This window comes from Vibrio cholerae ATCC 14035 (assembly GCF_000621645.1).
Taxonomy (GTDB): domain Bacteria; phylum Pseudomonadota; class Gammaproteobacteria; order Enterobacterales; family Vibrionaceae; genus Vibrio; species Vibrio cholerae.
This window is the reverse complement of sequence record NZ_KK211323.1, coordinates 202,225-224,516: the sequence shown is the minus strand read 5'-3', so window position 1 is coordinate 224,516 and position 22,292 is coordinate 202,225. Positions and strand designations below refer to the sequence as shown.

The 22,292-nt window shown below is 48.4% G+C and carries 23 protein-coding genes; 5 read left to right on the top strand and 18 right to left on the bottom strand.

Annotation, left to right across the window (positions count from 1 at the left end; translation table 11 throughout):
• Positions 1–354: 354 nt before the first annotated feature.
• Positions 355–1,659: an inosine/guanosine kinase gene (locus T411_RS0117770; RefSeq protein WP_000671609.1), complete on the bottom strand. Its 1,305-nt coding sequence runs from the start codon at positions 1,657–1,659 to the stop codon at positions 355–357.
• Between the two features lie 263 nt (positions 1,660–1,922).
• On the opposite strand from T411_RS0117770, the gene mnmA reads away from it, so the two are divergent.
• Genes mnmA through purB form a run of 3 tightly spaced genes read left to right on the top strand, consistent with a single transcriptional unit; the run spans position 1,923 to position 5,106 of the window.
• Positions 1,923–3,038: a tRNA 2-thiouridine(34) synthase MnmA gene (gene mnmA, locus T411_RS0117765; protein WP_000109998.1), complete on the top strand. Its 1,116-nt coding sequence runs from the start codon at positions 1,923–1,925 to the stop codon at positions 3,036–3,038.
• 22 nt (positions 3,039–3,060) lie between these two features.
• The gene (hflD, locus tag T411_RS0117760) at positions 3,061–3,678 is read left to right on the top strand and encodes a high frequency lysogenization protein HflD (RefSeq protein ID WP_001262240.1); all 618 of its coding nucleotides are present in this window, start codon (positions 3,061–3,063) and stop codon (positions 3,676–3,678) included.
• A 57-nt stretch (positions 3,679–3,735) separates the two neighbouring features.
• Positions 3,736–5,106: an adenylosuccinate lyase gene (gene purB, locus T411_RS0117755; RefSeq protein ID WP_000423489.1), complete on the top strand. Its 1,371-nt coding sequence runs from the start codon at positions 3,736–3,738 to the stop codon at positions 5,104–5,106.
• Between the two features lie 90 nt (positions 5,107–5,196).
• Here purB and T411_RS0117750 read toward each other — a convergent pair whose 3' ends face one another.
• The 9 genes from T411_RS0117750 to htpX all read right to left on the bottom strand — a co-directional run bounded on the left by T411_RS0117750 (position 5,197) and on the right by htpX (position 12,316).
• Positions 5,197–5,724, bottom strand: coding sequence for a DUF3833 domain-containing protein (locus T411_RS0117750; RefSeq protein ID WP_001234232.1), 528 nt, complete (start codon positions 5,722–5,724; stop codon positions 5,197–5,199).
• Positions 5,721–6,257: a chalcone isomerase family protein gene (locus T411_RS0117745; RefSeq protein WP_000881186.1), complete on the bottom strand. Its 537-nt coding sequence runs from the start codon at positions 6,255–6,257 to the stop codon at positions 5,721–5,723. Before T411_RS0117745 ends, T411_RS0117750 begins: the two co-directional genes overlap by 4 nt.
• Positions 6,220–6,759: a DUF2878 domain-containing protein gene (locus T411_RS0117740; RefSeq protein WP_001229555.1), complete on the bottom strand. Its 540-nt coding sequence runs from the start codon at positions 6,757–6,759 to the stop codon at positions 6,220–6,222. The genes T411_RS0117745 and T411_RS0117740 overlap by 38 nt, the downstream gene beginning before the upstream one ends.
• A 2-nt stretch (positions 6,760–6,761) precedes the next feature.
• On the bottom strand, positions 6,762–8,003 hold the full coding sequence (locus tag T411_RS0117735; RefSeq protein WP_000935148.1) for an SAM-dependent methyltransferase: 1,242 nt from the start codon (positions 8,001–8,003) through the stop codon (positions 6,762–6,764).
• The gene (locus T411_RS0117730) at positions 7,993–8,802 is read right to left on the bottom strand and encodes a DUF1365 domain-containing protein (RefSeq protein WP_001145047.1); all 810 of its coding nucleotides are present in this window, start codon (positions 8,800–8,802) and stop codon (positions 7,993–7,995) included. The genes T411_RS0117735 and T411_RS0117730 overlap by 11 nt, the downstream gene beginning before the upstream one ends.
• The gene (locus T411_RS0117725) at positions 8,802–10,079 is read right to left on the bottom strand and encodes an NAD(P)/FAD-dependent oxidoreductase (protein ID WP_000684176.1); all 1,278 of its coding nucleotides are present in this window, start codon (positions 10,077–10,079) and stop codon (positions 8,802–8,804) included. Before T411_RS0117725 ends, T411_RS0117730 begins: the two co-directional genes overlap by 1 nt.
• A gap of 13 nt (positions 10,080–10,092) precedes the next feature.
• Positions 10,093–10,818 (bottom strand): SDR family oxidoreductase, encoded by a 726-nt coding sequence (locus T411_RS0117720; RefSeq protein WP_000127634.1) that lies wholly within the window; start codon positions 10,816–10,818, stop codon positions 10,093–10,095.
• A complete protein-coding gene (locus T411_RS0117715; protein ID WP_000383061.1) occupies positions 10,815–11,234 on the bottom strand; it encodes a nuclear transport factor 2 family protein in 420 nt (139 codons plus the stop codon). Before T411_RS0117715 ends, T411_RS0117720 begins: the two co-directional genes overlap by 4 nt.
• A 218-nt stretch (positions 11,235–11,452) precedes the next feature.
• Positions 11,453–12,316, bottom strand: a complete 864-nt coding sequence (htpX, locus tag T411_RS0117710) for a protease HtpX (protein ID WP_000821682.1) — start codon at positions 12,314–12,316, stop codon at positions 11,453–11,455.
• Between the two features lie 265 nt (positions 12,317–12,581).
• Here htpX and T411_RS1000000121200 point away from each other — a divergent pair, with 265 nt between their 5' ends.
• Positions 12,582–12,752, top strand: coding sequence for a hypothetical protein (locus tag T411_RS1000000121200; RefSeq protein ID WP_000796532.1), 171 nt, complete (start codon positions 12,582–12,584; stop codon positions 12,750–12,752).
• 81 nt (positions 12,753–12,833) lie between these two features.
• Here the strand turns inward: T411_RS1000000121200 and bioD are convergent, their stop codons facing one another.
• The 4 genes from bioD to bioB are packed head-to-tail and all read right to left on the bottom strand — an operon-like array spanning position 12,834 to position 16,516.
• Positions 12,834–13,529, bottom strand: coding sequence for a dethiobiotin synthase (gene bioD / locus T411_RS0117700; protein WP_001243139.1), 696 nt, complete (start codon positions 13,527–13,529; stop codon positions 12,834–12,836).
• Positions 13,526–14,329, bottom strand: a complete 804-nt coding sequence (gene bioC / locus T411_RS0117695; protein WP_000063017.1) for a malonyl-ACP O-methyltransferase BioC — start codon at positions 14,327–14,329, stop codon at positions 13,526–13,528. The genes bioD and bioC overlap by 4 nt, the downstream gene beginning before the upstream one ends.
• Positions 14,326–15,480, bottom strand: coding sequence for an 8-amino-7-oxononanoate synthase (gene bioF / locus T411_RS0117690; protein WP_000175211.1), 1,155 nt, complete (start codon positions 15,478–15,480; stop codon positions 14,326–14,328). Before bioF ends, bioC begins: the two co-directional genes overlap by 4 nt.
• Entirely contained in the window at positions 15,464–16,516 is a 1,053-nt protein-coding gene (gene bioB, locus T411_RS0117685; protein WP_000453785.1) for a biotin synthase BioB, read from the bottom strand. Before bioB ends, bioF begins: the two co-directional genes overlap by 17 nt.
• A 132-nt stretch (positions 16,517–16,648) precedes the next feature.
• Here bioB and bioA point away from each other — a divergent pair, with 132 nt between their 5' ends.
• Positions 16,649–17,929, top strand: a complete 1,281-nt coding sequence (bioA, locus tag T411_RS0117680) for an adenosylmethionine--8-amino-7-oxononanoate transaminase (RefSeq protein ID WP_000362279.1) — start codon at positions 16,649–16,651, stop codon at positions 17,927–17,929.
• Positions 17,930–18,036: 107 nt separating this feature from the next.
• Here the strand turns inward: bioA and serS are convergent, their stop codons facing one another.
• The 4 genes from serS to T411_RS0117660 form a co-directional block, all read right to left on the bottom strand.
• Positions 18,037–19,344, bottom strand: coding sequence for a serine--tRNA ligase (gene serS / locus T411_RS0117675; RefSeq protein WP_000887349.1), 1,308 nt, complete (start codon positions 19,342–19,344; stop codon positions 18,037–18,039).
• 103 nt (positions 19,345–19,447) lie between these two features.
• A complete protein-coding gene (locus T411_RS0117670; protein ID WP_000073973.1) occupies positions 19,448–20,797 on the bottom strand; it encodes a replication-associated recombination protein A in 1,350 nt (449 codons plus the stop codon).
• Positions 20,798–20,821: 24 nt separating this feature from the next.
• Entirely contained in the window at positions 20,822–21,418 is a 597-nt protein-coding gene (lolA, locus tag T411_RS0117665) for an outer membrane lipoprotein periplasmic chaperone LolA (RefSeq protein ID WP_001045827.1), read from the bottom strand.
• A 95-nt stretch (positions 21,419–21,513) separates the two neighbouring features.
• Entirely contained in the window at positions 21,514–22,134 is a 621-nt protein-coding gene (locus T411_RS0117660; RefSeq protein ID WP_001109756.1) for a YecA/YgfB family protein, read from the bottom strand.
• Positions 22,135–22,292: the final 158 nt, after the last annotated feature.

Here is a 22,292-nt window from a genome sequence, read left to right as displayed (position 1 = left end):
GCATGAACAGCACCAGTTTGATGTGGTTGGTCAGGTAGTTCACATCGCCAAAGACATCGGAGATTGATTTAAAGGTTTAAAGCGGTTTTAAAGCCTTTTTGCGATGTGCGCTCTAATGCTCATTTCAATAGTCTTAAAGTGAACTTTTAAAGAGGATTGCTCAAAACACAAAAGAATTGCTCAAAAGCCAAAATACAAAGCGGGGTTTGAAGCTCCCCCCCTCAACCCCCGCGCCGTTCCTAGATCTTCTCTCTATTTTAGATCCCGAATGATCCCAAAATTTCCCGCCAAATCCCTATCTTTCTTTTTGTTCATTTTTCTAGTCTCTTATCAGCTCCCGAAGGAGCCTTTTTGTTATCTTTCCCAATAAGCCTCTTCAAGGCTATCTTCTCGCTCAGGAAGACCACGTGAAAGACGTGGTGAGTGCTGCGCCAATACTTCATAACTTGCACGGTTAGAGTATTTGCAAACTTGAGAGAAAGAAGAATAGGTTAAAAACTCATGTTGATGCTTACTTGAGTTAGGGACGTTTTCTTTATGGTATTTATTAGCCGCCATATCATGCAGTAGAGCGGATAATGCTGCGTCTCCAGCACCATTGGTATTTTTTATCTTCTCTGGACCGCCTATATACGGTGAAATATGTGAATAAACACGAATAGGATTTATACAACTCTCTTTACGGGCAGGGCGGCTAAATTCATAGCGGTTAAATTCTGGGACCGATCCCGGTAATAACGGTAATGACGTTTCACGTTTAGCGGAATCTTCGGTGTAACCCGCCATAAATAAACCGACTGGGCCTGCAGTACACAGTACTAAATCAACCCAATCTAACGCTTTATCTGAGGCTGCGAGCGGATCGCTTTCTCCTGTTAAAGCTAATGCTTCATCTTCATTCATTGCCACCACAGTGACATGATCACGTAAAAATTCTTGCCAGAATTTCGGATCATCTTGAATAACAAATTTAGTACCTAGGGTTAATACCACAGGCACATCATATTTTTTGGCATATTCAATGGCACGCATTGTTGCTTCCGGCATTGGATCGCCTTCTTTACAACGAACTAAATAAGCCGTGATCACTAATGCAGAGGCACTAGCAAATATTTTTTCAGGAATACTGTCTGGGCGTAATTGGTTCATTTGACCTTCGCTGATCGCGAAAGTACGTTCACCATCTTCGGTAATTAAGGCAAAGCAGCGGCCAATCGCGCCATCTACACCTTGCAGATAGTTGAGATCCATGCGGCTAGAAGTGTTACACAGATAGCGATAACCGTAACTGCCAATTTTAATATCTTGGCTCATCACACCCAGTAGCGTGGAGCGATCATCCGCAAGCACGGAGTAATTATGCAGCGTATTCCCTATGGTTCCACCTGCATATTCATTGGTAATCAAACGCTGCTCTTTTAATTCGTTGTATAACGCTTCTGCAGCATGATCATCAATGACCAATGAGTGTCCTTTACTTAAACCATAACGTTCAATCAAATCTGAATCGACTTTGGCCTCAATATCCACTAGGGTTTGATCAATACCGATAATGTGGGTGCGCGACATCTTCTTATTTTCTTGCGCTTGAATGACCAGAGGATCACGCGCGTGAACCGGAAAATAATGCTTAGATTTGCGTTGGCCAGGAAATTTCATAAAGGTTACTTGGGTTCAAGGATGAAAGGAGCGCCGATTCTACCGCGCACCTTTTAGTGCAGCAATAAAGGAAAAAAAGCAAACGTTTGCACGCTGAGGATTTTATTTCGCGCTCTTCTCTTAGCGCTTGGAGCACAAGTGATTCAATAGGTTAGCAACATAGCGTTTAGGTTCGGGGAAGTGTGATTAGCGTCTCGGATCTGTCCTCGAAAAATTCTTTCTGTTAGAATCCCCGTCCAAGTTCCTCAAGTGGTAGATAAGTGATGTCTGTAGAGCACAGCGCAAACAGCCAAAAGAAAGTGATTGTCGGTATGTCTGGAGGGGTTGATTCCTCTGTTTCAGCCTATCTTCTCAAGCAACAGGGTTACCAAGTGGAAGGCCTGTTTATGAAAAACTGGGAAGAAGACGATAACGAAGAGTATTGTACTGCGGCAGAAGATTTAGCAGATGCTCAGGCGGTGTGTGACAAACTCGGCATCCCACTTCATACCATTAACTTCGCAGCAGAATACTGGGATAACGTATTTGAATACTTCCTCGCGGAATATAAGGCGGGACGTACTCCTAACCCAGATATTTTGTGTAATAAAGAGATCAAATTTAAAGCCTTCTTAGAATTTGCTGATGAAGTGCTGGATGCGGACTACATTGCTATGGGGCACTATGTGCGTCGCACCTTCCCGCAGAATGGCGAAAAACCGCAAATGCTGCGCGGTTTAGACGGTAATAAAGACCAAAGCTACTTCCTTTATACTCTGAGTCATGAGCAAGTGGCGCGTACCCTATTCCCAGTAGGTGAACTAGAAAAACCTGAAGTACGCCGCATTGCCGAAGAACAAGGCTTAATTACCGCGAAGAAGAAAGATTCAACCGGTATTTGTTTTATCGGTGAACGCAAATTTACCGACTTCTTATCTCGCTATTTGCCAGCCCAACCGGGTAAAATTGAAACCCCGGAAGGCAAAGTGATTGGTGAGCACCAAGGCTTGATGTACCACACTCTCGGACAGCGTAAAGGTCTGCACATTGGTGGTATGAAAGAGAGCAGCGAACAGCCATGGTATGTGGCGGATAAAGATCTCAAACGCAACGTACTCATCGCGGTACAAGGCGCGGATCATCCCCTACTCAAATCGCATGGTTTGGTGGCGGCTCAGTTACATTGGGTTGATCGCACCCCCATCACAGAACCTGTACGTTGCAGCGTGAAGACGCGTTATCGTCAAAGTGACATCGCTTGTACCATCATTCCCCTGAGTGATGACCGCATCAAGGTGATGTTTGACGAGCCACAAGTGGCCGTGACTCCGGGACAATCCGCCGTCTTTTATCAAGGTGAAATCTGCCTTGGTGGCGGCATTATTGAAGAGCGCATTTAAAGTCAATTTTTAGGAGATTTACGTGGCTAACGCAATTTACGACCGTACCATCGCTTTCGCTGGCATTTGTCAGGCAGTGGCACTTGTGCAGCAAGTCGCCAAAAATGGGTACTGTGATTCTGATGCGTTTGAAACGTCGCTCAAAGCGATTACTTGTACCAATCCAAGTAACACGCTTGAAGTTTTCGGTCACGAAAGTCAGCTCAAGCTCGGCTTAGAGTGCTTGGTCAAAGGGATTGACAGCACGCCATCAGGTAGCGAAATCACCCGTTACCTGATCAGCCTAATGGCGCTTGAGCGTAAATTAAGTGGTCGCCGCGATGCCATGAGCCAACTCGGTGACCGCATTCAAATGATTGAGCGTCAGCTTGACCATTTTGACTTATTTGATGATCAAATGATCAGTAACCTCGCCAGCATTTACCTTGATGTGATTAGCCCAATTGGCCCGCGCATTCAAGTGACTGGCACTCCAGCCGTATTACAGCAAACCGCTAACCAGCACAAAGTGCGCGCCCTACTCCTGTCAGGGATCCGCTGCGCCGTATTGTGGCGTCAGGTTGGTGGACGCCGTCGTCACCTGATTTTCGGTCGTAAAAAGATGATCGAACAAGCGCAGATTTTGTTAGCGCGAATCTAAGTGATGACTACCCACTCGAATTACTCACACCTTTAACTCAATATTCAGGAGAAGAACATGGAACTGTCAGCATTGACTGCTGTTTCACCGGTAGATGGCCGCTACGGAAGTAAAACGATTGCGTTACGCAGTATCTTCAGTGAGTTTGGTCTCCTAAAGTACCGCACTATCGTTGAAATTCGCTGGCTACAAAAGCTAGCCGCCACTGCTGAGATCGCAGAAGTGCCTGCATTCAGTGCCGAAGCGAATCAATTCCTTGATGCGATTGCCGCCAACTTCAATGAGGCGGATGCACTCCGTATCAAAGAGATTGAACGCACCACCAACCACGATGTAAAAGCCGTGGAATACTTCCTGAAAGAGAAAGTAGCGGCCATGCCTGAGCTGCATGCCGTCAACGAGTTCATTCACTTTGCTTGTACTTCCGAAGACATCAACAACACTTCACATGCGTTGATGCTCAAAGAAGCGCGTGACACGGTGATCCTGCCTGAAATTCGCAACGTGATTGACGCAATTCGCAAACTGGCCGAAGAGTACCGCGATATTCCGCTGCTTTCTCGTACTCACGGTCAGCCAGCCTCTCCATCGACCATGGGTAAAGAGATGGCGAACGTGGCCTACCGCATGGAGCGCCAATACAAGCAGATCGCTAACGTAGAAATCCTAGCCAAAATCAACGGTGCGGTGGGTAACTACAACGCGCACCTTTCTGCTTACCCAACGGTAGATTGGCATAAATTCAGCGAAGAGTTCATCACTGAATCTTTGGGCGTAGATTGGAACCCGTACACCACGCAAATCGAGCCGCATGATTACATTGCTGAGCTGTTTGAAGCGGTGGCACGTTTTAACACCATCTTGATCGATTTTGATCGTGATGTTTGGGGTTACATTGCCCTGGGCCACTTCAAACAAAGAACCATCGCGGGTGAAATTGGTTCTTCTACCATGCCACACAAAGTCAACCCAATCGACTTTGAAAACTCAGAAGGTAACTTGGGTCTGGCGAATGCGGTATTTACCCATTTAGCGCAAAAGCTGCCTATCTCTCGTTGGCAACGTGACCTAACGGATTCTACCGTGCTGCGTAACCTCGGTGTGGGTGTCGGCTATGCCATCATCGCTTATACCTCAACTTTGAAAGGCATCAGCAAGCTGGAAGTGAACCGTGACGCACTACTTGCAGAACTGGATCACAACTGGGAAGTTCTGGCAGAGCCAATCCAAACTGTGATGCGCCGCTACGGCATTGAAAAGCCATATGAGAAGCTCAAAGAACTGACTCGTGGTAAGCGAGTAGATGGCGAAGCGATGCGTCAATTCATTGATGGTTTAGCACTGCCAGCGGAAGAGAAAACTCGCTTGAAAGCCATGACACCAGCCAGCTATATTGGCTACGCGATTGAGCTGACGGACAAGCTGTAATCTCGACAAGAGAGACCAAATGACTAAGGGGAGCAACGGCTCCCCTTTTACTTATCGACGACTTATCGACTTGGTTTATACCAGACCGTTTCACTCCTGCTTTTCAAAAAACAGAGTAATCCGACCGACTTCAAGACCAAATTTGCGAATTTTGGTTAAATTAAATACCCGCTTGTCATCTTGTCGATACAGCCAGTCATCGAAGTGTACTTGCACATCGCCGCTGTCGAGTTTCAACACAAAATCGTATTGCCACTGCAGTGCATTACCCACTTCTTTACCGCGAGCCGTTCCAACAATGTCATCCGCTCGTCCTTCGTACGCATCATCAGCCGTTCGGTTAATCGTCCAGATCCGTTGATCCTTTTCCCCATCATCAAACACGAAGTCTTCGACTAAAATCAGTTGGTTATTCTCAATCCGACCTTCAATTACCACCTCAAAACGGCGCGTCTGCTTCTCGGTATAGTCTTGCACCATACCCCACGCATGTGTCGTTCCGACAAAGTAATTGAAGAGATCAAACTTAGGCGTCGTCGCACGATAATCATCAATCTCTGCCGAACATCCACTAAGCCAGATACAGAGCAGTAATAGCCAACATTTAGCCAATCTCATGGTCGATTCATTCCTATCAATTGATTACGCAAGGTTAAATATTCCGTTTGCGGCGACAGCCAAATGGAGAGAAAAGCATCATTAAACGCTTCATCATCAATGCGGCCTACCGAACGTTCCGTCTGTTGTTGGCGACTAAAGAAAAACTCTCCGCGCTGCCCATCAGAGACATACACTAGGCGATCTCCCGTCGCGACATCCGGCAGTATTTGCTGCAGTTGCTTCAACCACGCTTGGGTTTGCGGTGCGGTGAATCCCAGTTTTCGCCACTGATCCTCAGTAGCATCCACCAACTGTTTACTGCTGATATCGCGCAAATAACGGATCTCAAGAGCAACAGGATGTGGCGAGACATCTTGCGACTCATGATACAGGCCATCAGGCGCTCGCAACTGCGAGGAGTAGATATCCAGCCACAGCCATGAAAGGGTGGCCTGCCCAACAACTGGCCATTCTGCCCATCGCTGGAAAGTTTTATGCTCCGCTTGCGCCGCATTAGCGACGGCGGCGTAACCAAGTCCGCTCGCGAGCAAAACGAATAGGGTTATAAGTCCTTTTTTCATGCCTCATTACCTTCAACAGTAACCAAGTGATACCTATCCATTCCAAAAACAGTGCCAACATGACGATAAAGGTGGGGTATTCCCAACCAACCGCGCCCATTCGGTAACCAAACCAATAACTTAAACTTCCCAAAACGCCTCCGGCGAGACACAGAAGAGTATGGGAATATTGGTTAAGCTGCGGCAGTAAGTGGCCTGCATACCAAGTAAACGCAAACCAGAGTGCCACCAACCAAAGTGGAAATTGATCGTCGGCAAAGGTGAGTAACCCAAGCAGCATATTGCTGCTGTCTATCATGATGCCAACCACCGCCATCCAAACCATTTTTTCAAACAGCGGATGGCGCTGGATTGCCGTTAAGCCATAGGTGGCAACCACCAGTAATGTGGTGAGCCATAACCAGGTTTGCTGCCCCAAGACAGCCAGTGCCCAGAGCAGGTCAAACCATAATGATATCGCCACTAACGCCATGATTAATCTCGTTCAAAAGTCATGTGCACGGTACTGATGCTACGGGCTAAAAAGCCACCTTCGCAGTAACAAAAGTAATAACGCCACATACGGATGAAACGTTCGTCATACCCAAGATCACGTACTTTCGGCAATTGCTGCTCAAATCGGTCACGCCAGTGTTGCAACGTCAGTGCGTAATCTATGCCGATGTCATGCAAGTTACGCAACACCAACCCAGTTCGTTTGGTGGCTAATTCGGTCAACACACTGATCGAAGGCAAAAAACCGCCGGGGAAAATGTATTTCTGAATAAAGTCCACGTTATTGCTGTAGCTTTCATAACGCTGATCGGCAATGGTGATTGCCTGAATCGCCATTTTGCCGCGCGGCTTCAGTAACGCATAACATTGGCTCAAAAACGTCGGCAAGTAGGCCTTACCCACCGCTTCAATCATTTCAATCGATACCAACTTGTCATACTGACCGCTCAGCAAACGGTAATCTTGTTTGAGCAGGGTAATTTGGTTATTTAGCCCAAGTGCCGTAATTTTTTGCTGTGCGTAAGCATACTGCTCTTCCGAAATGGTGGTGGTGGTGACCTTACAGCCATAGTGCTGCGCCATGTAAATCGCCATCGCGCCCCACCCCGTACCAATTTCTAACACGTGATCGGTCGGTTTCAGTTGTAGTTGCTCACACAAACGCTGCATTTTGGCTTGCTGCGCCTGCTCTAGTGAGAGCTCAGGTTGGGTAAACAGCGCGCTGGAGTAAAGCATCTCTTCATCGAGGAACAGTTGATAAAGCTCATTCCCCAAATCATAGTGCTGGTGAATATTATCTTTGGCTTGATCTATGGTGTTGCGTTTGAGCCAGTGAGTGAAACGGTTTAACCATTGAGTCACAGGACTACTTTGACTTTCTAGCTTATCCAGCGTACCGAGGTTGGCAGCCATCAACTGCATCAAGGCCGTCAGATTAGGGCTTTCCCACCACCCTTCCATGTAAGCTTCTGCGGCAGCAATACTCCCGCCCTTCAATACTCGGCTGTAAAAATCCGGGTGTTTAATTTCAATCACGGCATGAATGGCATCGGGCTTATCTTGGCCAAATTGTTCATGCGTGGTTTGGGTTTGATCGGGGAAATGTTCTATCACTGTTAAATTGCCTTCGAGATACTGTAATGCACGGTGAATAATACTGCGGGCACCTTTCTGCCAACTGGTGAGAGAGCGGGATATTTCCATCGACGAGCTATTTAACATGAGGTTGCTCCTTATTATTGTTCTGAGTTTGGTCTGGGTGCGCATAAAACGGGGCACCTTTGCGCCACAATTTGAAAGCGTGCCAATAAATGCCCAATACCACTTTTACTGCCATGATCGGCGTTTTGATCAATCGAGGTAATAAATTGCTTGCGCTCAAGGGTTCAGCCTGCATCGCTAAGGTAGCATCAAACTCTTTATTACTACGATGACACTCAAGATGGATCATCAGCGCGCGAGTTAAGGGTTTAATTTTCCAGCAGTATCTCTGTTCGATGGGATTGAATGGCGAAACATGAAACGCTTTCGCATGCTGCCATTCAATCACGGCAGCCTCTTCTGAGGTTAATGCTGCTTGTGCTGGAACCGCATAGTAGTGGCGCTCATTCCACGGGGTATTGCTGACTTCAGCCAACAAATAACGCCAACGCTTTTCGCTATCATAGACGTAGTAAAAGTTGACTGGGCTAAAATAGATTCCGAGATAGCGCAGGTGCAGCAAAGCCACCACTCTGCCGCCTTCTATTCGCTCTCCCGTCAGTTGCTCGATCTTATCAAGTACTGCTTGTTTGAGCGGGCCTTGCCCGAGGTAATCTTCACGGCGAAAACGCGCCCAATGCCACCAACGCTCACCCAATCCCCACACTTTATCCGCCAACTGTGGCCATTCATCTAAATCAATACAAGGCATAAACAGCGGATAGTTGAGTGCGTGCTCGACCGGCGTAAAACGTCGATGTCTGACTTGTCCAACCATCAAACAACTTTGCCACTCGGTGCTATCTTGGGGCACAGGCATTAGGCCGCTCCTTGCTCACTGCGCTGTGCGTAAGCTTCCAATTGGGTCACCACATCCAGCGCACTGCGTACCCCATCCTCATGAAAGCCGTTATGCCAGTATGCGCCACAAAACCAAGTATGGTTGACACCGCTGATCTGCGCTTTTTTCTGCTGCGCTTCAATCGCAGGACGAGAAAACACCGGGTGATGATAGGTAAATCGGCGCAGTATCTTGCTCGGATCAATGTCCTCACTACTATTGAGTGTGACGCAGAACGTCTCAGGCGCTTCAATATGCTGCAAAATATTCATGTTGTAGGTCAAAGATGGCAAACGCGTTTCTTGATTGGCTTCACCTTTCAACCAGTAATTCCAAGCCGCCCAAGCCGCTTTACGTTTGGGCAGCAGACGAGTATCCGTATGGAGCACCACTTCATTCGCCTGATAAGCGAGTGCAGACAGCAGTTGTTGTTCGGTGGAACTTGCATCACTGAGCATGGCAAGAGCTTGGTCGCTATGGCAAGCAAAAATCACCTCATCAAAACGCTCACTCCGACCATTGACCACAACCTCTACCCCACTTGGTAAACGCTTCACTTGAGTGACCGCGCTATTGAGGCGGATGCGATCGCCAAATCCTTGGGTTAAAGGCGCAATATAACTGCGCGAACCGCCGGGGATCACATACCACTGTGGACGATTGGTGACATCCAGTAGGCCATGGTTTAGGAAAAAGCGCGCGAAAAACATCAGAGGGAAAGCTCGCATATCCGCCAGAGAGGAAGACCAAATCGCCGCCCCCATGGGTAGAATGTAGTTTTCACAGAAGTATTCAGAAAACTGATGCTGAGCCAGAAAATCACCTAAGGTTTGCTCATTCGCCAATTGATTATCGACGCACGCTTTCGTTAAACGGTTAAAGCGTAAAATCTCCGCGATAAAACGATAAAACTTTGGATTCAGCCAGTTACGTTTTTGAGCGAATAAGGTCGTCAGGGTATGCCCGTTGTACTCCAAACCGTTAGCATCATTACGCACACTGAAGCTCATCTGCGTCGGTTTACCTTGCACGCCAATCTCATCCATCATTTTGATGAAATTGGGATAGGTTCTGTCGTTATAAACGATAAAGCCCGTATCCACTGCGTACGGCTTACCCGCAAGCTCAACATCCACCGTCGCAGTGTGCCCACCAATGTAGTCATTGGCTTCGAATAGGGTGATATCGTGATAACGGTGCAGATAGTAACCACAGGTTAAACCTGAAATGCCCGAGCCAATGATTGCAATTTTCATCAAAAAATCCTTATTAAGCCTTCAACAGACGTCGAACTAAGCGACCTTGCCATGCATAAGGCAAAGCACCGAGTAACCGAATCAGCCAAGTAAATCGTTTAGGGAAATAGAGTTGTGACACACCGCGCGCCAAGCCAGCTTTGATCTCCTGGGCGGCACGCTCTACTGTGATGATCATGGGCATGGCAAAAGTATTGCGATCCGTGAGTGGTGTGGCGACAAAGCCCGGAAAAATGGTGGTGACTTCGATACCAAGTGGACGCCAATCGAGTTGAAGCGTTCGTGCTAAATAAGCGACGGCCGCTTTGGAAGCGCCATAAGCTTCTGCTCGCGGCAAGGCCAGCTCACTGGCAATCGAGCCAACAATCGCCACACGGTGACCACAGGACAAATGTGGCTGTATACCTTCAATCACCGCCGCTACGCCAAGCACATTGATATTGAACACACGTGCCATCAGTGTGACATCCATCTTGCCATCGTCGATGTACTCACAATCGCCTGCATTTAAAATCCAGAGTTCCGGCTGACATGGAAGCTGCGCTAATGCCGCTTTTGTACCGGGATGATCGGTGACATCAAACGCCAAGGGAAAAATGTTGGCATATTGTGTATGTAAGCTGTCTAACACCGACTGATTACGTCCACACGCAATCACTTGCCAACCCTGTTTGGCATAATCCAACGCCAGTTGTTTACCAATTCCGGAGGTCGCACCGGTAATGAACACCGCGGTCATTGTCCTAGTCTCCGCTTAATCGCGCGGATAACTTGCCCAAGCACAGGCAATTGCTCATAAAGCATTTCCCCCATATCGAAATAATCGCGATGGTAGGTCACTTTGCCCTCGGCAAAGTGCAAGTGGCTCACGCCTTTCACATCCACCTGTTCGCCCTTGGCTAATTTTGGGTGACGTAAATGCATGGTCCAGACCAAAAACGCGCCCTCATTGACCGCATACTGCTCATGAATGGTAAAAGTACAGGTATGGACGTTTTGGTAAAGATTCAAAAAATACTGGTAAAGGGCGTCAAACCCTTCGATGCGATGTGCGGCATCTTCAAACACCACATCAGGATGATAGATTTCAATCAGCCTATGTAATTGGCTTTTATCTAATTGTTGATAAAACTGCGCGACGTGTTGTACGTCCATAATGCTCATCCCTAAAGTTATACAAATTTAAGATTCGTATAATGCATTACAACCATAGTTGAGTTTGTAAAGTTGTACAAGATTTTTTCTGTACAACTTTATACTTCATGTTACGAAACTCAGAATGTAAGGGATCACTAAAGAGCGTTAAGAAAACGAGCTCAAGAAGACTATCAATCAAGATAAACAAAACCAGCCCGAAGGCTGGTTGGAAGAGATTACATATTGCGCAGTGCTGCGATACGTTTTTCAAGGGGTGGGTGAGTCATCATTAATTCGGATAGAGAGCGTTTACCTGTGATGCCAAACGCCATCATCGAACCTTCAAGATGCGACTCCTGACCCATTTTCAGGCGTTCTAACGCCGCAATCATCTTGTGCTTACCGACTAACTGAGCGGCACCCGCATCGGCATGGAACTCACGGTGGCGGCTATACCACATGGTGATGAAGCTGGCTAAGAAACCAAACACCAATTCAAGCACCATAGATACACCGAAATAGACCATCATGTTGCTACCTTCACCTTCTTCCGAATCACGTGAAGCCACGATATTGGCAATAAAGCGCGACAAGAAGATCACGAAGGTGTTCACCACCCCTTGCATCAGCGTCATGGTGACCATGTCACCGTTAGCAATGTGGCTAACTTCATGCGCCAACACAGCTTCGGCCTCATCACGCGTCATGTTGTGCAGCAATCCCGTTGAGACCGCGACCAGAGAATCATCACGCTTTGCACCCGTGGCAAACGCATTCATGTCTGGCGCATCATAAATCGCCACCGTTGGCATACCGATACCCGCTTGGTTTGCTTGGCGACGTACCGTTTCCAATAGCCAATGTTCCATCTCATTGCGTGGAGTATCAATGACGACACCACCCACTGAGCGTAGGGCCATACTTTTTGACATCAGCAGTGAAATAAATGCACCGCCAAAGCCAAACACAGCCGCCATCACCAACAGACCAGACAAACTCCCTGGCTGCATGCCCGTGACGGCATAAACAATATTCAAAACAACACTAAGCACCAATACGACAGCAAGGTTGGTTGCTAAGAATAACAATATACGTTTCATGACTTAATCTCCGAAGGAAACTTCTCAGCGGTTGCGATGCGCGACTTTACCACACATCGTTTGTTCTTATTTACAACATATGTTCTTCCATTTGAAAAACAAGGTTAAGTAGTAAATTGCAACATTTAATGTCCAGATTCTGTTCGGCAAATGCTGAGCAGCCTAGAAGGCACAAGGGTATAGACTTTGGTCGTATTGAGATAGCCGTAATGAAGGCATAGAGTGCGTGAGTCGAAGGAATTTAACCACAAACAAAGGAAAACACATGGCTGAAGCACATAGCTACCAAATGGCGATTGATTTACTTTGTTGTCATTTAGGTATCAGTGAACAAGAAGCTCGTACTCAACTCGGATTGGAAGCCAAAGAGCAGACGCTGCAGCAGCAGATCGTCGATACTCAACACTCTTTAATGGGTTTGAGCGCAGAGAAATAGCCTCTCGCACACTCAACTTCCATACAGTCTGATACTAAAAAGGCTGCTCATGTTTGAGCAGCCTTTTGTTATTTAGCGTCGTTATGCCACGGTGTCGGGTTCTAACAAGTGATCCAGTTGGATGAACTTGCCTAACTCTTGACGTTTAGCCTTAGGCATATAAGGGATCTCCCCTAATTTCGGTGTACCAAGCCGCCCTTCTAGATGCTCAATGATCTCCGCATAGTGTTCAGTTCCCGGATTAATCCGGTTGGCAATCCAGCCGACTAGCTCTAACCCATCGGCACGAATCGCTTCTGCGGTCAAAATCGCATGGCTCAGACAACCGAGTTTAATTCCAACCACCAAGATGACCGGTAAACGCTCTTGTTTTACCCAAGTAGATAAACAATCGGAATCGGAAGTAGGAACTCGCCAACCTCCCGCACCTTCTACCACGACTAACTCTGCATTTTGCTTATGTTTCGAGAGCTTATTGCTTAGCAGCGCATAATCAATCGTAACATTTTCATGCTTAGCGGCGATGTGTGGTGAAGTGGGAAGTACTAAGGCATAAGGATTGACGTCCTCATACGGCATATCGACGGTCGCGGCTTTCATCAGATGCAAGGCATCGGAATTGCGATAGCCAAACTCAGTTTTATCACTCCCCGCTGCGACTGGCTTATAGCCAATCGTAGCGATATTGTGTGTCGCGAGCGCCTGAAGAATCGCTTTCGAAGCGACTGTTTTCCCAACGTCGGTATCCGTCCCTGCGATAAAAATTGCATTTCTCATCGGTGAATAACCCCTAAACAAACCTGATATGTGGCAGGCACAAGACCCTGTTGGTTACGAAATGATTGGTAGGCCAATTCCACTTTTGCCAACGTTCGGCGACTGATTAGCCCCGTTGAACGTCCACTGACATGATTGGCGCCGATCCCTTTTAGATCGCGCATCAGCATAAAGGCAGCTTCATACCAAACCGTAATTGCCGCTAAGTCTAAGTGATGTTGCGAACATCCGGCTTGCGCTAACGCAATTTTTACCTGATTGATGGAAATGAACTGATTGATATGACGATGATGATCAACGCTGCGCCACGCTTGCTCGAGTTCAAACAGCGAACCGTCTAACAAGGTGGAGAGGAAGGCTTGACCATGTGGTTTGAGTACACGGCGAATTTCGCTCAGCGGCAGCGACAGATCTTCACACCATTGTAATGCTAAGCTTGAAAATACCATGTCAAAACAAGCAGATGCAAAAGGCAGTTGCTCGGCATCCGCTAACTGGTAACTCATGCCTTCATCACCGCAGCGTTGCTTTGCTTGCTCAAGCATGGCGTGTGAGATATCGGCGCACACCACTTGCGCTCCCCGCTCGCGTAGCAAGGCTGAAAAATAACCGGTACCACAACCGAGATCCAATACTCGCAGCCCCTTCAGACAACTGGGCATTTTTTGCAGTAAACGCAATCCGACATCGCGCTGAAAAGCCGCGTGCTGATCATAGTGCGCGGCGGCTTTGCCAAAGGCTTGCGCAATCGCACTTTTGTCTTTTAATTCAACACAAAGCTCCGTGGCTGTCATGCTCATGTGTCCTTCTCCATCACATGTTTTAACTGCTCCGATAAGCGGCGTATCTGCGCTTGGGTATGCGCCGCCGTTATCGTGATACGTAAACGCGCACTGCCTACAGGCACGGTGGGTGGTCGAATGGCACTCACCCAAATCCCTTGCTGCTTGAGCTCGTGGGATGCACTCAATGCGGAATCAGAGCTGCCCAACAACCAAGGTTTGATGGGCGTTTGTGTTGCCACAAAACCCGGAATATTGCGGCACTGCTCATCAAAACACGCCAGCAGCTCAGCCAATTGTTCTCTGCGCCAAGACTGACTTTGGATCATCCGCGCAGCATGAGTCAGAGCATGCGCTTGTGCCGGAGGCATAGCGGTGGAATACACATGGTGGCGTGCAAATTGCGTCAGATAATCACCAACGTGCGCATCACACAACACCGCCGCACCTGCTAACCCAAAAGCTTTACCAAAAGTAACGACCAGAATCTCGGGATGAATCCCTGCCGCTTGGCAGCTCCCTGCCCCATCCTCTCCAAGCACGCCAATGCCGTGCGCATCATCCACCATCAACCAAGCGCGCTGTTTCACTAAAGTTGCAATTTGCGCCAAGGGTGCGCAATCGCCATCCATGCTAAACACCCCTTCCGTCACCACTAAGCTGTTGCTCTGCTCATGCAGTAATTGGCGAAGATGCTCAGTATCATTGTGCTTAAAGCGTTTCATGGTGGCAGGACTTAACATACCCGCTTCCATCAAGGAGGCGTGATTGAGTTTGTCTTGCAGCAGCAAGTCCTCTTTTTCGAGCAAAGTAAACAGCAGGGCTTGATTGGCACTAAAGCCAGAGCTGAACAAGACTGCTCGCTCGTAACCAAGCCAGTGACACAACTCATGCTCTAACTCGGCATGAGCGGAGCTAAAACCAGTTACCATCGGCGAAGCGCCACTGCCTGCGCCAAAGCGCGCCAGACCGGTTTGCCAAGCCTGCACTAACTCAGCATCATTGGCTAAACCAAGGTAATCGTTGCTTGAGAAGTTCAGGTAAGTACGATCTTGCTGAATCAGTTCACCTTGTGCGCTTCGATCTAAAAGCTGAAGACGGCGAGTCAGCCCTGAATGTTCACGCTCATTCAGAGCTTGCTCAATCCGCGACTTAAAGCGCAGCGTCATAAAATAAATCGCTGGCGGTTGGGCGCGCGGCTACTCGTTCAACGACTCTATCCAACAACTCATTTTCCGTGATTTCATCGGGCTTTTGCGCCACTTGTTCGCGGTTAATTCCTAGCTTTTTAAACAGCAGCATATCGCTGTCTTCCGCTGGGTTGGGGGTGGTCAGCAGTTTGCAACCGTAGAAAATCGAATTGGCTCCTGCCATAAAGCACAGCGCCTGCATCTGCTCATTCATCTTCTCGCGTCCAGCTGAAAGGCGAACCGCAGATTTCGGCATCATAATGCGCGCTACCGCAATCAAACGCACAAAATCAAAGGGTTCCACATCATCGACTTGTTCCAGTGGTGTACCTTTCACTTTGACCAGCATGTTGATCGGCACACTTTCCGGATGAGTCGGCAAATTCGCGAGCTCAACCAATAACCCAGCGCGGTCATTGGTGCTTTCGCCCATGCCGATAATGCCCCCCGAGCAGATCTTCATCCCGGCATCACGCACGTGCGATAAGGTATCTAGGCGATCTTGGTATGTGCGTGTGGTGATGATGTTGCCATAAAATTCCGGAGAGGTATCAAGGTTGTGGTTGTAATAATCCAGCCCCGCTTGCGCCAATTGCTGCGCTTGATCTGGCGTCAACATACCCAGCGTCATGCAGGTTTCTAGCCCCATATCCTTCACGCCGCGGATCATCTCTTTGAGCAGCGGCATATCACGCTCTTTCGGATTCTTCCACGCCGCGCCCATACAAAAACGGGTCGAGCCTGAATTTTTGGCTTTTTGCGCCGCATCCAATACGCGCTCGACTTCCATCAAACGCTCTTTATCTACATCAGTACGGTAGTGAGCACTTTGCGGGCAATATTTGCAATCTTCTGGACAAGCGCCAGTTTTGATCGACAGCAGCGTGCTGACCTGCACATGGTTGTGCGGATGATGAAGACGATGCACCTGCTGCGCTTCAAACAGCAGATCCATAAAAGGTTTATCCAGTAACGCTTTGACCTCAGCGACCGTCCAGTTATGACGAACTTCCACGTGTAATCCTTATTGGGGTTATTGGTTTTATGCTTGGCTAGTCTACTGACAGGCGTTAGACTGTCAACAATAAGAAAATCACAAGGTTTACATGTGGTTATTAATTAATCTTTTATTAATTTTGGAATGATGATGGATTTAGCCTTCGACCGTTGCCACATCTGGCATCCCTACACTTCGACCTTGACACCTCTGACCTGTTATCCGGTAAGCCGAGCCGATGGCGTAATGATCACACTTGAAGATGGGCGCAGCTTAGTTGACGGCATGTCCTCTTGGTGGGCAGCGATCCACGGTTACAATCACCCCAAACTCAATCAAGCGGCGCACCAGCAAATCGAGCAGATGTCACACATCATGTTTGGTGGGTTAACTCATCAACCGGCGATTGAGCTTTGCCAAAAGCTACTCAAGCTCGCGCCCAACAATTTACAGCAAGTGTTTCTCGCCGATTCAGGTTCGGTTGCGGTGGAAGTGAGCCTTAAAATGGCGTTGCAGTATTGGCACAGCAAAGGTCAACCGAGAGCAAAGTTTCTCACCCTACGCCACGGCTACCACGGCGATACCTTCGCCGCGATGTCAGTGACCGATCCAGATAACTCCATGCATAGCCTGTACAAAGGTTTTCTGCCCGAGCATATTTTCGCTAATTCGCCAGAAGGCGGATTTTTTGATGCGTGGGATGAGCGTGATATTGCCGATTTTCGTCACAAATTGACTGAACATCACCACCAGATTGCCGCCGTAATCCTTGAACCTATCGTGCAAGGGGCTGGTGGTATGCGTATCTATCACCCCGAGTTTTTACGCCAAGTTAGAGCTTTGTGTGACGAATTTGGTGTACTGCTGATTTTGGATGAGATTGCGACCGGCTTTGGCCGCACAGGCAAACTCTTTGCTTGTGAACATGCGGGAATTCAACCGGATATTCTCTGTGTGGGCAAGGCGCTGACTGGCGGATACATGACGCTATCCGCTACCCTCACTACCCAACAAGTGGCCGATACCGTTTGTGCGGGGGAAGCAGGCTGCTTTATGCATGGCCCAACTTTTATGGGCAATCCGCTGGCTTGCGCGGTGGCGAGTGCGAGTTTATCGCTGATTGAGCAAGGGGATTGGCAACAGCAAGTCGCGAATATTGAAGCGTTTTTTGCCGAGCAACTGCCTAAACTCAATAATTTTTCACTAGTGAAACAGACTCGTTGGCTAGGCGCGATTGGTGTGGTGGAGACACATTTTCCGGTCAATATGGAAGTGATTCAGGCTCTCTTTGTGGAGCATGGGGTTTGGATCCGACCCTTTGGTCGGTTGATTTACCTGATGCCACCCTATATTAGTCAACCTGAACATCTGCAAAAGCTGGTGGATGCAATGGCAGCCGCGTTAAGCCAACCAAACTGCTTTAAGCAATAGACAATATGCTGCGCAACAAACGACAAGCATAAAAAAGCCGACATCACGTCGGCTTTTTTCATTCTTATACGTTTTGAGCGCTAATTTCCCTTTAAAGGAAAACGGGATTAACCGATATGGGTTAAACCGCCCATGTACTTTTGCAGTACCGCAGGAATCGCAATGCGACCATCGGCTTCTTGGTAGTTTTCCAAAATCGCGACCATGGTACGACCCACCGCCAGACCAGAGCCGTTCAGCGTGTGCACCAACTCAGGTTTCTTCTCACCTTTGCGGCGGAAACGCGCTTGCATACGACGCGCTTGGAAATCCCACATGTTTGAACAAGAAGAGATTTCACGGTACGTCTTCTGCGCTGGAACCCAAACTTCCAAGTCGTAAGTTTTGCACGAGCCAAAGCCCATGTCGCCCGTACACAGAATCACTTTGCGGTAAGGCAGCTCCAGCAGTTGCAGAACTTTTTCTGCATGGCCAGTCAACTCTTCCAATGCCGCCATAGAATCTTCAGGGCGAGTGATTTGTACCAGTTCCACTTTATCAAACTGGTGCATACGGATCAGACCACGAGTATCACGACCGTAAGAACCGGCTTCAGAACGGAAGCATGGCGTGTGTGCGGTCATTTTCAGAGGCAGTTCAGCTTCATCCAAAATGGTGTCGCGCACTAAGTTGGTCACTGGCACTTCTGCGGTTGGGATCAGTGATAGACGGCGTGGCTCTTCATCACTGGCTTTCTCAGTCAGAGGCTCAGTGTGGAACAGATCTTGACCGAATTTTGGTAATTGGCCTGTACCGAACAGCGTTTCAGCGTTCACTAGATAAGGCACATACAGCTCAGTGTAGCCGTGTTGATCGGTGTGCAGATCCAACATGAACTGTGCGATAGCACGGTGCAAACGAGCAAATTGACCTTTCATCACCACAAAACGCGCACCCGTGATCTTGGTTGCGCTTGCGAAATCCAGACCGTCGCCCATTTCACCCAAATCCACATGATCTTTCACTTCAAAATCATACGTTTTTGGGGTGCCCCAACGAGACACTTCTACGTTTTCGCTGTCGTCTTTACCGTTTGGCACTGCATCGTCTGGAATGTTAGGCACGGTTTGGGTGATCGCATCCAATTGCGCCATAACCGCATCCAATTCCACTTTTTTCGCATCCAGATCGTCACCCAAGGTGCCGATTTGTTGCTTAACCGCTTCTGCGCCCGCTTTGTCGCCAGACGCCATCAGTTGACCGATTTGCTTGGAGATGGAGTTACGCGTGGATTGTAAATTCTCAACTTCTACTTGAATGGACTTACGTTGTTCTTCAAGAGTACGGATAGTCTCCACGTCGAGTTTAAAACCGCGACGTGCCAATTTTGCAGCTGTTTCGTCCAGCTCAGTACGAAGTAATTTAGAATCCAGCATTGCTAATCCTATGCTTTAAGAGTTGCGAGAAAGCGCGTGTGCTTCCTTTTTAGCCAAAGCCACGCGTATTGAAATTTACCCTGCCAAAGATAACCAAAAGGCACTACTTTTCATAGCGCTTTTGTGGGCTTTTTGCGTTCAAATCCGCCAGATACGCTAACTTTTCAGCAATCTTAGTTTCTAGCCCGCGTTGAGTAGGCTGATAGTAGCGAGTTCCACTCATTTCTGGTGGGAAATAGCACTCCCCTGCAGCATAAGCGCCCGGTTCATCATGGGCGTAACGGTATTCCTCACCATAACCGAGATCTTTCATCAATCGCGTTGGGGCATTACGCAGATGCGGCGGTACTTCAAACTCAGGCAGATTATGCGCATCCGACAGCGCTTGTTTCCACGCGGTGTACACCGCATTGCTTTTCGGTGCGCAGGCGAGGTAGACAATCGCTTGAGCAATCGCGCGCTCGCCTTCTGCAGGCCCCACGCGGGTAAAGCAATCCCATGCAGAAAGCGCCACTTGCATGCCCCGCGGGTCGGCATTACCAACATCTTCAGAGGCAATCGCGAGCAGACGGCGCGCGATATACAAAGGGTCACAGCCTGCGGAAATCATCCGCGCCGCCCAATACAGAGCCGCATCGGGATCAGAACCTCGAATCGACTTGTGTACAGCGGAAATCAGGTCATACCAAATATCGCCCTTGTTATCAAAGCGCGACACTTTTTCACCAGCGACCTCAGCCAATAAAGGCAGATCAATCTGCTTGCGTCCCTGATCATCTTCGCGAGCCATGTCGTACAGCAGCTCAAGATAATTGAGCGACATGCGCGCATCGCCATTGACCAGTTCGGCTAGGCGATCTAAAACATTATCAGCAAATACCGCCGCCACTTTGCCAAGCCCGCATTCAGTATCGGCAATCGCTTGATGCAGAGCTTGCAGAATTTCTTGTTGATTGAGTGAGGTGAGCTTATAAACCCGCGCGCGGGAAAGCAGCGCGTTATTAAGCTCAAAAGAAGGGTTTTCCGTGGTTGCGCCAATAAAAGTGACCGTACCGTCTTCAATATGCGGCAAAAACGCATCTTGCTGCGATTTATTAAAGCGATGGACTTCGTCGACAAACAAAATAGTGCGTCGACCACTGAGTTTGTTCTCACGCGCTTTTTCGATCGCGGCACGGATCTCTTTGACTCCGGACGTCACTGCCGATACGCGTTCCACTTCCGCATTGGCGTAGTTGGCTGCCACTTCGGCTAAAGTGGTTTTTCCGGTGCCCGGAGGTCCCCAAAGAATCATCGAGTGAATATGCCCCGCTTCTAATGCACGGCGCAGCGGTTTTCCCGGCCCTAAGATGTGTTGCTGACCAATATACTGCTCCACCGTTTGTGGACGCATACGGGCAGCTAACGGACGAAAATCTTCGTCGCCGGAAAAATCTAAGCTGTAATTACTCACTCGACTCGCTTCCTTGGTGCTGATTTAGTTACGCTGATCGTCAACTTCCACGCCTTTCGGCACTTTGTAGTTAAATACGCTAGCGTTTGGTTTCTGCTGTTTCACCTTACTAAAGGTAAATTCGCTCTGCTGACCATCTTGCTCAATCACTTTAAAACCTTGCACCACCCCTTTCTCACTGATGGTGATTTGGAAACGGCCTTGGTTTGAATCCAGCGCGGTAGGCGTCAGGGTAAATACATCACCCTTTTCTTCCACATGGTACGCATCCCAATCGCTGGCTTTATTACGAGTCAGCAGCACAAAAGGCGTCTGCTCTAAGGCTTCTTCGGCGCGGTACAAGGTGACCTGCTCCACGAAAGGATCGAAATGCCATAAGGTTGTACCGTCAGAGACCAGTAAGTTTTCATCTGGCGTTTCGGTTTCCCAACGAAATAGGCTCGGACGAGCAATATCCACCTTGCCATTTCCGGTCAGGATCACTTTGCCCTCTGGGCTTAATACTTGCTGATTAAAGGTCGCGCTGAAGCCTTCACTCATGGCTAAACGCTCACTTAAGGTATCTTTAGGGGCGGCAATGGCCGAGAAACTACAAAATAACAGGGCTAACCATTTGTTCATGCTGACTCTGCTCCAAGCAATTTAGCGATGAGGAAGATAATAAAGCAAAAGCCTAAGCGTTTGCCTTCTCTAACGTGTCAGTGATGTGTAATAAACTATTGCCCACAACACTGTTTGAATTTTTTACCGCTGTCGCAAGGGCAAGCATCATTGCGGCCAATGCCTTTAAACGGATTCACACTTTGTGCTTTAGCGCCGAGCATGGCTTCATCCGCCGCAAGCGCGACTTCGTGCACCATTAAATTCAGTTGCTCGATCAAATCGGCGAGCGCAGGAACTTGTTCATAGCCCGCTTCGCGCATTTGCGCTTGGGTTTGCGCTTCATCAATCGCCAACATCAAGGTGGTCAATAATGCTTGCAGCATGCGGATCGAACCATCTGCAAATGCGCCTTGCTGCCACATGGGTTCAACTTGCGGCCATAATTGCATAAAGCCTTCCGAAAAATCTGCCAAACCTTGCTCACGCGAGGGTGCATGCTCATTCAACAGCGTCAACAAATCGTACCCATTGCCTTTAAGTTGCTGGTATTGGAGATGAATTTGCTCGGTCACCGGTTGTAATAGCGCCTGATGTTGCTCGACAAACAGCTCGGGTAGCCACTGCTCAGGATCGAGCGGACGAGTCGCAAAATTAGCGGCGAGCACCACACCTTCAATAAACAGATCCGACTCAGGGCATTCAATCGCGCTGAGATCGATCAGGGAATAATTCATAGAAAACACTTAAGACAAGGAAAGTTGCGCCGCATTATATACTCAAAGCGAAAGAAGTGGCAGGCTGTCACACTGAACTTGAATCAGAAAGGATGGGTGACATTTATTGATGCTACTACTACAATCTCGCTCCCTTTTCTTCAGCGCTAGCCGGTATT

Bases quoted from the DNA above. Each gene is read 5' to 3' on its own strand.
- T411_RS0117770 (WP_000671609.1), bottom strand. From the start codon at position 1,659: ATGAAATTTCCTGGCCAACGCAAATCTAAGCATTATTTTCCGGTTCAC.
- mnmA (WP_000109998.1), top strand. From the start codon at position 1,923: ATGTCTGTAGAGCACAGCGCAAACAGCCAAAAGAAAGTGATTGTCGGT.
- purB (WP_000423489.1), top strand. From the start codon at position 3,736: ATGGAACTGTCAGCATTGACTGCTGTTTCACCGGTAGATGGCCGCTAC.
- T411_RS0117750 (WP_001234232.1), bottom strand. From the start codon at position 5,724: ATGAGATTGGCTAAATGTTGGCTATTACTGCTCTGTATCTGGCTTAGT.
- T411_RS0117740 (WP_001229555.1), bottom strand. From the start codon at position 6,759: ATGGCGTTAGTGGCGATATCATTATGGTTTGACCTGCTCTGGGCACTG.
- T411_RS0117735 (WP_000935148.1), bottom strand. From the start codon at position 8,003: ATGTTAAATAGCTCGTCGATGGAAATATCCCGCTCTCTCACCAGTTGG.
- T411_RS0117730 (WP_001145047.1), bottom strand. From the start codon at position 8,802: ATGCCTGTGCCCCAAGATAGCACCGAGTGGCAAAGTTGTTTGATGGTT.
- T411_RS0117725 (WP_000684176.1), bottom strand. From the start codon at position 10,079: ATGAAAATTGCAATCATTGGCTCGGGCATTTCAGGTTTAACCTGTGGT.
- T411_RS0117720 (WP_000127634.1), bottom strand. From the start codon at position 10,818: ATGACCGCGGTGTTCATTACCGGTGCGACCTCCGGAATTGGTAAACAA.
- T411_RS0117715 (WP_000383061.1), bottom strand. From the start codon at position 11,234: ATGGACGTACAACACGTCGCGCAGTTTTATCAACAATTAGATAAAAGC.
- htpX (WP_000821682.1), bottom strand. From the start codon at position 12,316: ATGAAACGTATATTGTTATTCTTAGCAACCAACCTTGCTGTCGTATTG.
- T411_RS1000000121200 (WP_000796532.1), top strand. From the start codon at position 12,582: ATGGCTGAAGCACATAGCTACCAAATGGCGATTGATTTACTTTGTTGT.
- bioD (WP_001243139.1), bottom strand. From the start codon at position 13,529: ATGAGAAATGCAATTTTTATCGCAGGGACGGATACCGACGTTGGGAAA.
- bioC (WP_000063017.1), bottom strand. From the start codon at position 14,329: ATGAGCATGACAGCCACGGAGCTTTGTGTTGAATTAAAAGACAAAAGT.
- bioF (WP_000175211.1), bottom strand. From the start codon at position 15,480: ATGACGCTGCGCTTTAAGTCGCGGATTGAGCAAGCTCTGAATGAGCGT.
- bioA (WP_000362279.1), top strand. From the start codon at position 16,649: ATGGATTTAGCCTTCGACCGTTGCCACATCTGGCATCCCTACACTTCG.
- serS (WP_000887349.1), bottom strand. From the start codon at position 19,344: ATGCTGGATTCTAAATTACTTCGTACTGAGCTGGACGAAACAGCTGCA.
- lolA (WP_001045827.1), bottom strand. From the start codon at position 21,418: ATGAACAAATGGTTAGCCCTGTTATTTTGTAGTTTCTCGGCCATTGCC.
- T411_RS0117660 (WP_001109756.1), bottom strand. From the start codon at position 22,134: ATGAATTATTCCCTGATCGATCTCAGCGCGATTGAATGCCCTGAGTCG.